The 12,036-nt window shown below is 35.0% G+C and carries 13 protein-coding genes; 9 read left to right on the top strand and 4 right to left on the bottom strand.

The window, feature by feature from the left end; all coding sequences use genetic code 11:
- Window positions 1-77: 77 nt before the first annotated feature.
- A complete protein-coding gene (ftsA, locus tag ACMAWV_RS00725; RefSeq protein ID WP_103218516.1) occupies window positions 78-1,331 on the top strand; it encodes a cell division protein FtsA in 1,254 nt (417 codons plus the stop codon).
- A 14-nt stretch (window positions 1,332-1,345) separates the two neighbouring features.
- On the top strand, window positions 1,346-2,884 hold the full coding sequence (ftsZ, locus tag ACMAWV_RS00720; protein WP_392993849.1) for a cell division protein FtsZ: 1,539 nt from the start codon (window positions 1,346-1,348) through the stop codon (window positions 2,882-2,884).
- A 63-nt stretch (window positions 2,885-2,947) separates the two neighbouring features.
- On the opposite strand, the gene ACMAWV_RS00715 is transcribed toward ftsZ, so the two are convergent.
- From ACMAWV_RS00715 to udk, 4 genes are read right to left on the bottom strand one after another with little or no spacing between them, the layout of a single operon-like run.
- A complete protein-coding gene (locus ACMAWV_RS00715) occupies window positions 2,948-3,334 on the bottom strand; it encodes a hypothetical protein (protein WP_103218514.1) in 387 nt (128 codons plus the stop codon).
- A 10-nt stretch (window positions 3,335-3,344) separates the two neighbouring features.
- The gene (locus tag ACMAWV_RS00710; protein ID WP_103218513.1) at window positions 3,345-3,860 is read right to left on the bottom strand and encodes a hypothetical protein; all 516 of its coding nucleotides are present in this window, start codon (window positions 3,858-3,860) and stop codon (window positions 3,345-3,347) included.
- 18 nt (window positions 3,861-3,878) lie between these two features.
- A complete protein-coding gene (locus tag ACMAWV_RS00705; RefSeq protein WP_412470448.1) occupies window positions 3,879-5,486 on the bottom strand; it encodes a ribonuclease J in 1,608 nt (535 codons plus the stop codon).
- Window positions 5,486-6,136: a uridine kinase gene (gene udk, locus ACMAWV_RS00700; protein ID WP_103218511.1), complete on the bottom strand. Its 651-nt coding sequence runs from the start codon at window positions 6,134-6,136 to the stop codon at window positions 5,486-5,488. The genes ACMAWV_RS00705 and udk overlap by 1 nt, the downstream gene beginning before the upstream one ends.
- A 114-nt stretch (window positions 6,137-6,250) precedes the next feature.
- On the opposite strand from udk, the gene ACMAWV_RS00695 reads away from it, so the two are divergent.
- From ACMAWV_RS00695 to ACMAWV_RS00665, 7 genes are all read left to right on the top strand, one after another.
- Window positions 6,251-7,771 (top strand): ABC transporter substrate-binding protein, encoded by a 1,521-nt coding sequence (locus tag ACMAWV_RS00695; protein ID WP_412470447.1) that lies wholly within the window; start codon window positions 6,251-6,253, stop codon window positions 7,769-7,771.
- A complete protein-coding gene (locus ACMAWV_RS00690) occupies window positions 7,755-8,723 on the top strand; it encodes a 50S ribosomal protein L11 methyltransferase (protein ID WP_103218509.1) in 969 nt (322 codons plus the stop codon). Before ACMAWV_RS00695 ends, ACMAWV_RS00690 begins: the two co-directional genes overlap by 17 nt.
- A gap of 3 nt (window positions 8,724-8,726) precedes the next feature.
- Window positions 8,727-9,449, top strand: a complete 723-nt coding sequence (locus ACMAWV_RS00685) for an RsmE family RNA methyltransferase (RefSeq protein WP_103218508.1) — start codon at window positions 8,727-8,729, stop codon at window positions 9,447-9,449.
- A 34-nt stretch (window positions 9,450-9,483) separates the two neighbouring features.
- On the top strand, window positions 9,484-10,197 hold the full coding sequence (locus ACMAWV_RS00680) for an RDD family protein (RefSeq protein ID WP_103218507.1): 714 nt from the start codon (window positions 9,484-9,486) through the stop codon (window positions 10,195-10,197).
- Window positions 10,197-10,655, top strand: a complete 459-nt coding sequence (rfaE2, locus tag ACMAWV_RS00675) for a D-glycero-beta-D-manno-heptose 1-phosphate adenylyltransferase (protein ID WP_103218506.1) — start codon at window positions 10,197-10,199, stop codon at window positions 10,653-10,655. The genes ACMAWV_RS00680 and rfaE2 overlap by 1 nt, the downstream gene beginning before the upstream one ends.
- The gene (locus ACMAWV_RS00670; RefSeq protein WP_103218505.1) at window positions 10,656-10,961 is read left to right on the top strand and encodes a hypothetical protein; all 306 of its coding nucleotides are present in this window, start codon (window positions 10,656-10,658) and stop codon (window positions 10,959-10,961) included. It abuts the gene before it with no gap.
- 239 nt (window positions 10,962-11,200) lie between these two features.
- Window positions 11,201-12,034 carry a flagellin gene (locus tag ACMAWV_RS00665; protein ID WP_103218504.1) on the top strand — a complete coding sequence of 278 codons (834 nt, stop codon included), beginning with the start codon at window positions 11,201-11,203 and terminating at the stop codon, window positions 12,032-12,034.
- Window positions 12,035-12,036: the final 2 nt, after the last annotated feature.

Here is a 12,036-nt window from a genome sequence, read left to right as displayed (position 1 = left end):
ATATGCGGTAAAAATTGCCGTTAGATTTCTTTATTAACAGAATGATTCTGTAAGAAAAACTAGAGAAAGGATTCTCAATGAAAGAAAAAAACATCGTTGTCGGTTTAGACGTTGGTACAACTAAAGTCTGCACAATCGTAGGTATCCAAAACATTTCTAATCAAAACACTGGTAAAGCTGAGCTTGAAATCATTGGTATTGGTACACATCCAAGTCATGGTTTAAAGAAAGGCAGTGTTGTAAATATCGATAAAACAGTACGCTCAATTCATAACTCGCTTGAAGAAGCTAGGCTAATGGCAGGAGTTGATATCCATAGCGCAACTATTGGAATCGCTGGAAGTCATATCTACAGCTTCAATAGTTCTGGTGTTGTTGCTGTTAAAGGAAATGAAATTTCTCAAGATGATGTTGATCGCGTACTTGAAGCAGCAAAGGCTGTTGTAATGCCAAGTGATCGCGAAATCATTCACGTAATTGCACAAGAGTATAAAGTTGATAATACAACTGGTATTAAAAATCCAATTGGTATGTGTGGAACTCGTCTAGAGGCACACGTTCATATTGTTACTGGATCAATCTCTTTGATTCAAAATTTAGTGAAGTGTGTTGAGCATACAGGTGTTAAAGTTGAAAACGTTACACTTCAACCAATTGCTTCTTCTGAATCAGTTCTTTCTCCTGAAGAAAAAGAAATGGGGACATTACTAGTTGATATCGGTGGTGGAACAACAGATCTTGCACTATGGAAAGATGGTGCTCTTGTTCATACACAGGTAATTCCAGTTGGTGGAAATCATTTCACAAATGATCTAGCTGTAGCACTTAAGATTCCTCATGCAGAAGCTGAAAGAATTAAAATTAACCACGGATCTGTTCTTCCAGAACAAGTTAATCAATCAGCTCATATTACAGTTCAAGGGATTTCTGGAACTAAGCCAAGAGAAGTACAACTGCACACAGTCGCAAATGTACTTGGTGCAAGAGCGGAAGAATTATTTGATCTAATAAAAAATATTATTAAAGAAAAAAATCTTGGTGATGAAATCAGTGGGGGAGTTGTTCTTACTGGTGGTGGTGCCATGATTAAGGGAATGCCTGAGATTGGTGAGTATCTTCTAGAGAGACCACTTAAAATAGGTTTCCCAATAGCTTTTGGTGGCATGACAAATATTATGCAAAATCCAAAATTTTCAACTGTATTAGGTCTTCTACTTGAAGCCTCAAAAGGCAGAGAAGTTGAAGTAGAAGAGGAAGAAGATATTAATCAAATAGATATTGTAAGCAAATTATCAGGATCTATTAAATCAGTATTCAGAGAAATTTTTTAAATAAGGGGGAACTTATGTTCGAAATTTCTGACAACAACGAATTAAAACTAACTGAAGGCGCGAAGATTCGCGTTGTTGGTGTTGGTGGCGGTGGCTGTAATGCCGTAAACACAATGATTAAGGCCGGTCTAACTGGTGTTGAATATATTGTTGCTAACACTGACTCACAAGCACTTGCTGTAAACTTAGCACCAACAAAAGTACAACTAGGTGTTGAGCTAACTAAAGGTCTTGGCGCTGGGGCCAACCCAGAAGTAGGTCGTAAAGCAGCTCTAGATGAGTATGAAATGCTAAGCCAGGTTCTAGAGGGATCTGACATGGTATTTATCACTGCCGGTATGGGTGGTGGAACAGGAACTGGTGCAGCTCCTGTAATTGCAAAACTTGCACGTGAGCTTGGTGCTCTTACTGTTGGTGTTGTTACAAAACCATTTATCTTCGAAGGTAAGAAGAGAATGAGACAAGCATCAACTGGTATCCAAACTCTAGAGGAAAATGTTGATTCACTAATTACAATTCCTAACCAAAGACTTCTTCAATTAGCAGGTGAAAGCTTATCTTTAGTAGAAACTTTCATGAAAGCTGATGAAGTACTTTTAAATGCAGTTAGAGGTATCTCTGACCTTATCAATACTACTGGTCATATCAATGCTGACTTTGCAGACGTTTCAACTGTTATGTCTAATAAAGGTCTTGCTCTAATGGGTACAGGTCTTTGTGCAGGTCCAGATAGAGCTATTAAGGCCGCTAATGAAGCTATCTCTTCACCACTACTGGAAGATATTTCAATTGATGGTGCAACAGGTATCATCATTAACATCACTGGTGGTTCTTCAATGACTATGCATGAAGTTAATGAAGCAGCTACTTTAATTATGGAAGCAGCTGATGAAGATGCAGAAGTAATCTTTGGTTCTGTAGTTGATGATGAGCTTGAAGATAATATCAAAGTAACAGTAATCGCTACTGGTCTTGGTGGTCGTGAAGCAGCTGTTAATGTAGCTCCTCAACAAGAACTTAGAAGACCAGTTGTTCAAGAGTCTAAGCCAGTATATGTAGCACCTGTAGCTCCAGCTGCTCCAGTTGTTGAAGAAAAGCCAGTTTATGAGCAACCAGTTGCTCAACCTGCTATGCAACAAGCTGCTTACCATGAAGCTCCTGTTCAATCTAACCCACAGGTAGATGCAATGAGAGAGATTCAAATGGAAGCTCAACGTGAACAACTTGTACAAGATACAGTTGTTGAAAGTTCAAGAGCTCACTCATTTGATGGTGATAACTTAGAAACGACTCAAAGACCAAGTCTTACTGATTCAATTAGAGAAGCTGCATCTCAATATGAAGCTTCAAAGTCTGAAGTAGACCCATGGGCCAATGAGAAAGTATTAACTGGGAACAATACTGCTGAGAAATCAGATCGTCCAAAATCAATTGCGGAAAAACTAGGTTTTATCAATTTTGATGAAGATGAATTAGATACTCCTTCATACTTAAGAAAAGAAGAAACACAACAACCTTCTGGAACTGAAACTTTTCGCCAAGTAGAGCGATAGGATTCCCCCCAAAGTATATTTGATGGAAACATCAAAAAAGAGGGCCCGTAAGGGCCCTTTTTTTTATAATGAATTTGATTTTAAAATATTTGATTTGAATGATTCTAACAGCTCTGCTGTATCGGCCTTAAAATCTTCTGGAAGCTTAATTAAGAGTTTTGAATTATTGTGCGGAATATTTCTTAAGACAAGTCTGTAGTTTCCTTCCCATTCTTGCCAGCTCAATTCATATTGCCAACGACTAAATTGACCACCACCAAATTTCACATCTCTTTTTTCAGGCATTAAAGCATCAATAGTATAAGATACTTTTTGTTTTAAACCAGCTGATGTTAAATCCTTTTCACATTCTCTAATTAAGCGGTCATGTTTAGAATCAAAGACAATATTTGGTTTATTCTCTTTCATGATCTGATTAATTTGGCCTTTTAGTATTTCAAGATCGTTCACTTTTACTTCCTTACTTTTCTATTTTCAATCTCTCCCTCATTTCATCTTCAATTTCTTTTTGAACGTGCAATTGTACATAAGTTTCAATTAAGTCACTTTCAACATCAATTTTGTACTCGCATAAGATGAAAGTTGGGATTTTATGTTTATTCCAAGTATTCTTTTTAAAATTATAAATATAAACACCCTTTTCTGGTGTTTCACTAGTTGTTCTTTCGTTTGTGATAGATACCCACTCGTGTTTTGAGTACAAGTTGAAGTGTTCACGGCATAGGTGAAGAGCATCAACATTGAAGTAATCATTTTCAACAAGTTCTTTTTCACAAATACTACAAAGACCAAGAATTTTTTCTTGAGGCTTGTTTTTTTCTAAGAGATTATTAATTTTATCAGTTAGCTTTCCGTCTTGTGTTTCTTCTTTCTTTATTTCTTTTCGAAAAGCAATGAATGCAAATACTCCAATGAGCATAAATAGCGCAATAGCAATGATTACAAGTAATGCAATGATGATAACTGAATTGTCCATGTTATTAGTTTAATGGACTTAGCAAATATGAACAATGGCCAGGGGCCTATATCCTAGTATATTTTGAAAATATCTTCTTACCGCTACCCTGATGCGTTCTGTTCTCTGATCGATCGTTCCATTTTCGTTGAAGTAATCAAAGCAAATTTCTTGTAGTTGACTAATTTGATCTGAATCCTCAGGGATTCCCATTGTTGTTACGTGAACTCTATGTTTTGAACGTTTTAGACTATTATTTGAAATAGAAACAAAGACTGTACCGAGGGTGGCCATTTTTCTTCTTTCTGAAATTTTTTCGCGCTCAATAACAATTCTATTGCCGTGGATTAAAATTGGAGGAATCTCCTGTGAACGATTAACTTTTAATTTACCATCTTGTGTAAATGAAATGCAGTCGTGATTCTTAATCTCAATAGCTTGTGTATTAGGAAGGATTGATTTTATAAATTCGCAATGCTTTCTTAGAAAATATGTTTCCCCATGAATTGGAATAGCAATCGTTGGTTTATAGTGATCGTATACATCTTTAAGGTCTGCTTTACCAGGATGGCCAGATGCGTGAATCATTCCATTGTAATGTGTTATGACTTCACAACCCTTATCTGTAATTTCATTATAAAGAAGAGATAATTTTTTTTCATTTCCCGGTATAGCTTTTGAACTAAAGATGAAAGTATCGGTTTCATTAAGTTTATAATACTTATCACTTGTACTTGTAATTCTTTTTACTGTTCCTCTGAACTCGCCTTGGCTACCTGAGCAAAGAATAATATGTTTTTTCTTTAAGTCTGCTACTGACTCAACTTCACGCACTAGTCCATGATCATTGAAGATTTCACATTCTCTAGCAATTTGTGTGTACTTAAGTAATGAACGACCATAGGGAACGACTTTCAATTTGAGTTCTTGAGCAATATTGAAAATAGTTTGTAGGCGATGAATGTTAGAAGCAAAGCAAGTTATGAATACTCGTCCCTTAGCGTCTGAAATAAAAGTAGCTAAGTCTTTTTTTAGTTCCGACTCTGATGTCGTTCTATCATTGCTGCTTGTAATATTTGTAGAATCTAGCATTGCAATTCTATTACTAAATTTCTTAGACAGAAGATTGATCTTTTCTAATTCAATCGGTTCCTCGTATTCCGAATTAAAATCACACTTGAAATCGGAAATAAAAAGCACTCCAGTATCGATTTCTTTGATACCAAGATGAATCCCTTTAGTGTTTGGAATAGAGTGATTAACATGGACGATGTCTATTTCAATTTCATTGAGGATTAATTGACTCTCTAAGCGATTTATTTTTTTTGAAAGATTCAAATACGATAATTTATCTTCAATTAGTTCTTTTGCGAAAGTTGGAGCATATACTTCTGCTTCAGGAAATCTTTCAATATAGTGAGATATCGCACCAATATGATCTTCGTGGCCGTGAGTAATAATTAAAGCATCAATCTCAACTTCAACATTTTTTAAATCTGGAATCAAGTAGTTGATATCAAAACAGTCTTCGTAAGGAAATAGAATTCCACTATCGATAATCAGGTTTGTATTTTTATATGATACTAAAGTCGCGTTAGAACCAATCTGTCCAACTCCGCCGAGAGGTGAAATATTTAAGTTAGACATTAAGATCCTTTTGTCGAATTCAGCAATAATTCGAATTCTTTATTGTGTTCAACTAATTGTAGTAATCTTGCAGCTAATATCTCAGATGCAACATCAGTTTCTTCTCCAACGATGAAGTCTGCATATTGTCTTTGAGGTGCTAAAAACTTTTCATACATTGGACGTACGCTATCGTAGTATTGATTGATAACACTTTCTAAACTTCTACCTCTTTCTGCAACATCTCGATTAAGTCTTCTTGTGAAGCGAATATCTGCTTCAACATGGAGAAAGCAACGTATATCTAATTTCTCTCTAATTTCTTGATCAAAAAGTGTGAAGATTCCTTCAAAGAGAACAACTGGTGTAGGTTTTAAAGTCGTCGTTGTAGCGGTACGATTACTCGTTTTGAAATCGTAATTTGGAACTTCAATCGACTCGTCATTCTTCAGTGCTGTAATATGTTGTTGAAGAAGAGGCCAGTCAAATGCTTGAGGATGGTCGTAATTTGGTCGTCCTGATTTCGTATAATGCTCTTTTGGTTGCTCTGGTAGATAGTAAGAGTCCATTGATAGAACTGACACTTTCTCTTTTGGTAGTTTAGAAATTACCTTTGATGCAAAAGTAGTTTTTCCTGAACCTGAACCACCAGTGATTCCAATTAGCTTCATAGATGACCTTTGTTTTAATGTTTTCAGTAACTTATCACAGATTGAGTTCACATCAAATAAAAGAGGTGATAATCTTATAATAATTACATTTGTGTCATTCGTCAGGGATATTCGATGTCTAGAATTTTATCTATTTTGCTAATTTCTTTCCTAAGTTCAATGGTTTACGGAGCGAGTCTTAATGTCGCAATCTCATCATCGCCTAATAGCTTAAGCCCATTTTTTTCAACTGATGCAAATTCGCAAAATATCAATCGTCTTATTAATGCATCACTAATCGACTTTGACAGTAATATGCAACCTATTTGTCAGTTGTGTGAATCGTTCAAGGAATTTCGCACAAAGGATAATTATAAGATTCGCTTTAAACTTAAGCCAGGTCTCAAATTTTCTAACGGTGAAGAATTAACTTCTAAAGATGTTCAAAAGTCTCATTTTTATTTCACAGAAACGGCTAAGATCAAATCAATTTTTAGATTCGCATTTGGAAATATAACAGAAGTTAAGATTATAGATAAATTAACATTCGAATTAATTTATATGAGTTTTGGCCTTGATCATCTTCCTAACTTAGTTCTATTTAAAATTATTCAAATTCCTAATTACGACGTTATCGATAAGGTTGAAATGGTCGATATTGTAGGTGCAGGTGATTATAAGATAACTAAAATTGCTCCACTACAAATCGACTTGAAGTCACTTAAGAAAGGTCATTATGATTTAAATTTTGTTGTCGTTAAAGATGAAACAACCCTTTCTTTGAAGCTTATTAAAGGTGAGATTGATCTTTCTGTCGCTAATATTTCACCTCGTAAGGTTAACTACTTAGAAAAGAATAGTGATGTGAATGTTCAAAAGGTTTTGGGAACAGATTATAATTTTATAGGACTAAATCAAAAGAAGGGTGTTCTACAAAATGTTAATATTAGAAAGGCGTTAAGCCATCTCGTTCCACGTAACAAAATTATAGAATATAAATTTAAAAATAATGCTGTTGCATCTAATGGACTGTTCGCAAAATCATTTAAGAGTTTCTATATAGACATGCCCGTCGATGAGTTTGATCCTAAAGTCGCTTATGATCTTTTTTTAAAAGCGGGCTTTGTAAGGAAGAATGGTGTTTGGTACGACCCAGAAGGTAAGACATTCTCTCTAACTTGGAAGACTAGTAGTAATAAGTTTCAACAAGAACTTGTAACAATTATCAAGAATGAATTCGAAAAATTTGGTCTCGTTGTTAATGTTGTCCCTCAGGAGTGGGGAACATTTCTTAGGGGAGTCAAAAGAGGGGAATATGATCTTTATTTAGGGCGTTGGATCGGCTTTACTGGTCAAGATATGCTTAAGTTCGCTTTTTACTCTGAAAATATGGCCCCAAAAGGTGCAAATCGTGTCTTTTTTGATAATAAAGAATTCGATAATTTAATTGTAAAGGCAGAGCAAACTATTGATAAGAAGAAGGAAGTTGCTCTTTATAAAAAAGCCAATATTGTAGTAAACGAACAATACCCATATATTAGTTTATGGCACCCGCATGTTATTTGGGTGATGAGTAAATGTATAAAACTGAAAGAGATATATCCAAATGGAAACTTTCTAGTTTTAAAGGAAATTGAGAATGTCTGTAAAAACTGAAATCTTTAAAATTGTTACGATCGAGTTTCAAAGTAGCTCACAGTGTGAAGAAGTAAATAAAATCGCCCTTAATGACTTTGAAGTTGATGGGATTGAAGAATTCTCAATGGAAGAAGCTCGTGTTGATGAAATTTTAGGAGAAAGAGCCTATTCTGGTGGAGATGTTCCAGAATCTGTTATTGATGAAGTCGTTGATATATCAGATGACCAAGATGTGAAAAAGTTTAATTACTTTTTCTTCCAAGGTGACATTAATAGGGCCCATGATTTTGTTAAAGCGATTGAAGGTATGGACTTATCTATTGAAGTTAAGGATGAGGAATACTCAGATTGGAATGAAGTTTGGAAAAAGCACTATGCACCTATTGAAGTAACTCCAGAGCTAAGTGTAATTCCTGAATGGTTTAAAGAAGAAGATTACAAATCAAATAATAACAATATCTATATTATTCCTGGAATGGGCTTCGGTACAGGTGAGCATGAAACAACTTATTTATGCTTGAAACATTTTATGGCCGTTAAGGATTCATTTAAGGATAAAGATCTGTGTCTAGACTTTGGATGTGGCTCTGGAATTCTAGGTATTGGTGCAATCAAAAAGAGTAATATGCTCGTAGACTTTGTTGATATTGATCCAGCAGCACTTGATAATTGTCATGAAAACTTAAAACTTAATTTAGATGAAGATCGCTTAAATGGACATCGACTAGTTGCTCGTAAACGCTTTAATCTTGATGATAAGTACAAGTTAGTTTTTGCAAATATACTTATGCATGTTCTTGTTTCAGAAAAGGAAGTGCTCCTAGATTCCCTAGATGATAATGGTTATTTAGTTTTATCTGGAATCTTAAATGAACAAGTTAATGATGTAATTGAAGAGTATAAGTCTTTGAAGAAAATTGATGTATTATCTAAAGGTGATTGGTCTGCAATTCTTTTAAGAAAGGAGTAGTTCATGCGTGCTATTTATACTCGAGATGATCTTTCTCCATCGATTGATGGAATACTAAGCTTTTCAGATGATCGAAGCCACCACTTAATTAAAGTCGTAAGAGTTAAAAAAGGCGATGAAGTACTACTACTTGATGGTCAAGGTGGTCGTTATACAAGTGAAGTTATAAATTGCACCAAGAGAGAAGTTTCTCTTAAAATAAAATCCTTTGAGAAAGTAGATAAGTTTTCAAATATCGACTTAGCAATAGGTCTTCCAAAAAGAGAGGCTTTTGAAAACGCACTTAAGAATGCAACTCAAGTCGGTATCTCTGAAGTATTTCCGTTTCAAGCAGATTATTCTAACTGGTCAATAAAGAACTTTGATCGTGTTAGCTCTGTAATTGAAAGCTCGTTAATTCAATCTAATAATCCTTATATGCCGATTGTGCATCATGAAACTGCTAGTCTAGATGCTCTTTTTGAGATCTTCCATCAGTATGATTATATATTCCTAACGACATTATCCCGTGCAAATGGTAATGATATCGAAGACATTAAAAGCATCAAAGATAAACGTATTTTAATTATCATTGGACCGGAGGGTGGTCTCTCTAACCGTGAAGAAGAACTTATGTTTAAAGAGAATAATGTAATTGGCCTTAGGCTAGCGACACCTATTCTCAAAACGGAAAGTGCAGTACTGACAATTGTGGGCTATGTACTTGGAAAATTTGATGTTAAATAAAAAATGTGTCATCCTATTATAAGAGGGCTCAGGGATGAATTTAGATACACAACATAATAAGAAACCAATAAATTTAAATGACTTCGAAGAATTTGAAGACTTTGAAATTGAAGATATACCATTTAAGCCAATTAATGAAGGTCTAGGCTTTCACCATGGAAGAGCAAGTAAAGAAGTATTAAAAAGTGCCAGAGTTGAAGTTACACCAACTCAGTCACATGTTAATAACTTTAATAAAGTTCTTGGCCGTGAAAAAGAAATGAGTGTTCCATCAGAACTTGAAGCTTTCTATCGTAAAGGAACTGAGTCTGAGATTCCTAAAGTAAATCGTGAAATTGAAATTAAGAGTAAAGCTCAAGATGTTTCAATTGCAAGGCGTTTTGCTTCTTACATAATTGATATGAGTGTGTCTTTAGTTGTTTTTGCTGTCACATTAGCTGCAATGTTTTTAGTAAGTGGCCTACCTCAAGAGTCATTTATTGAAATCACACTTCAAAATTCAAATTATAGATTTTTGATTGCTTTATTTGTGCTGATTCATATTATCTATCGTATAACATCAGTTTATAGACCTACTTTTGGTCAATACATCTGTGGATTAAAACCAAAGCTTTCTAATGAAGCAGCATTTAATACTATTATTGAAAGAACTTTATTTGAATTCATTTCAATTCCACTTTTAGGTCTTCCGTATATTCTAGGGCTTGATAAGAAGTTCTTTGGAAATAGTTTAAAAAAGAGTAAGTAATGAAATATCAAGAAGCAAAGGATTATGTTGAAGCTAACTTTAGTGGGCAAAAAATTGTTTTTACAAATGGCTGCTTTGATATTCTCCATCGTGGACATTTAATGTACTTAAATGAAGCGAAGAAGCTCGGTGATGTACTTATCATTGGACTCAATTCAGATAGCAGCGTTAAGCGTTTGAAAGGTGAAGATAGACCTGTTAATCCAGAGAATGATCGCCAATTTATGCTTGAAAATTTAAAAGCCGTTGATAAGGTTTTTATTTTTGATGAAGATACGCCGTATGAATTGATTAATGCTGTTTTACCAAATACTCTAGTTAAAGGTGGAGACTGGGCCATTGAGCAAATTGTTGGACATGATGTTGTAACGGCCAATGGTGGACAAGTGCTAAGTCTAAACTTTGAAGACGGCTATTCTACGACGAATTTAATCGAAAAGATTCAAGGTAGATCGTAAGTGTATATACATTTACATCAAGATTACGCTGTTATTTCTAACGAAGAATCTAGTATTGAAATTCCTTTTTCGCAAATTTTAAAAACAATTAAAGCTACTCTCAAATCTGGATTAGTCGTTGTTGTAAAATTTCAAGATTGTAATTTTAAATTATCAAATTTAAGAAGTAAGCACTATGTTGCTAATAATGATTTTGCATTTATTAATACTTCATTAAAAAATAGATTTCCTATTGATTATAAAATTAAATCACCGAGTGAAATGCTCCAGTATATGCTTGATTTGAACGATTTGTTTCTTAAGTAATTGATTCTCCTGAGCTCCTGTAGTAGTCGGTCGGAGCTGTTCGGCATCATATTGTCATCGTGGCAAATACTGCGTCCAAAAAAGTAAAAAATCTTCCACTTTTCTCTCAAGAATATTTCCGAGTAACCGTTATGGGTATTGCAACCAGATGGGTCTGGTTGTTTGGGATTTAAAATTGTTGAGACAAGGAGTTTCAACGCAAATTACACAAGGAGGTTGCTTATTCGAGGAGAATAGTAATGGGATTAAGAATTAACACGAACACACAGTCAATTTCAGCACAAAGAAGTCTAGGTCAAGTTAAGAGAACACAAGATGAGTCTTTAAACAAGCTTTCATCAGGTTCAAGAATTAACAAGGCAAGTGACGATGCTGCAGGACTTGCGATATCTGAAAAGTTAAGAGCGAATATCAGAGGTACTCAACAAGCGGCAAGAAACGCGGGTGATGGTATCTCAATGATTCAGATCGCTGAAGGTGGGATGAACGAAGTATCAAATATTTTAGTTCGTCTAAGAGAGCTTTCAGTACAATCTGCATCAGATACAATTGGTGATACTGAACGTGAATTTACTGATAAAGAATTCCAACAACTAACTAAAGAAGTTGATAGAATTGCAGAGTCAGTACAGTTTAACGGAACATCACTAATTAATGGTGAAGGTGACGATAAGGAATTCCAAATTGGTTTATATAATGATGAAACTAATGACAGAATTGCTTACAAGCCATCAGCAGTATCAGTTAAGACAGAAGACCTAGGTATTGGTGGGCTTTCTGTTGCAACAAAAGGTGACGCTCAGACTAACCTTGAGGCTATTGATAAGGCGATGACATCAGTGTCTGGTGGACGTGCGGAGCTAGGGGCTTTACAAAATAGACTACAGTCTACAATTAATAACCTAGAAATCTCTAATGAAAATATGAGTGCCGCAAATTCACGAATCAGAGATACAGATGTAGCAGCAGAGTCTGCAAACTTAGCTAAGGCGAATATCCTTACTAACTCTGCAACTTCGGTACTTTCGCAAGCAAACGCTTCGAGCCAATCTGCACTGAGACTGATCGGTTAAGT

The organism is Halobacteriovorax sp. RT-1-1 (assembly GCF_047085455.1).
Lineage (GTDB): Bacteria > Bdellovibrionota > Bacteriovoracia > Bacteriovoracales > Bacteriovoracaceae > Halobacteriovorax_A.
This window is presented reverse-complemented; position numbering and strand designations above follow the sequence as displayed.

Coding starts and splice junctions, on each gene's coding strand:
- ftsA (WP_103218516.1), top strand. CDS start 78: ATGAAAGAAAAAAACATCGTTGTCGGTTTAGACGTTGGTACAACTAAA.
- ftsZ (WP_392993849.1), top strand. CDS start 1,346: ATGTTCGAAATTTCTGACAACAACGAATTAAAACTAACTGAAGGCGCG.
- ACMAWV_RS00710 (WP_103218513.1), bottom strand. CDS start 3,860: ATGGACAATTCAGTTATCATCATTGCATTACTTGTAATCATTGCTATT.
- ACMAWV_RS00705 (WP_412470448.1), bottom strand. CDS start 5,486: ATGTCTAACTTAAATATTTCACCTCTCGGCGGAGTTGGACAGATTGGT.
- udk (WP_103218511.1), bottom strand. CDS start 6,136: ATGAAGCTAATTGGAATCACTGGTGGTTCAGGTTCAGGAAAAACTACT.
- ACMAWV_RS00695 (WP_412470447.1), top strand. CDS start 6,251: ATGTCTAGAATTTTATCTATTTTGCTAATTTCTTTCCTAAGTTCAATG.
- ACMAWV_RS00690 (WP_103218509.1), top strand. CDS start 7,755: ATGTCTGTAAAAACTGAAATCTTTAAAATTGTTACGATCGAGTTTCAA.
- ACMAWV_RS00685 (WP_103218508.1), top strand. CDS start 8,727: ATGCGTGCTATTTATACTCGAGATGATCTTTCTCCATCGATTGATGGA.
- ACMAWV_RS00680 (WP_103218507.1), top strand. CDS start 9,484: ATGAATTTAGATACACAACATAATAAGAAACCAATAAATTTAAATGAC.
- rfaE2 (WP_103218506.1), top strand. CDS start 10,197: ATGAAATATCAAGAAGCAAAGGATTATGTTGAAGCTAACTTTAGTGGG.
- ACMAWV_RS00665 (WP_103218504.1), top strand. CDS start 11,201: ATGGGATTAAGAATTAACACGAACACACAGTCAATTTCAGCACAAAGA.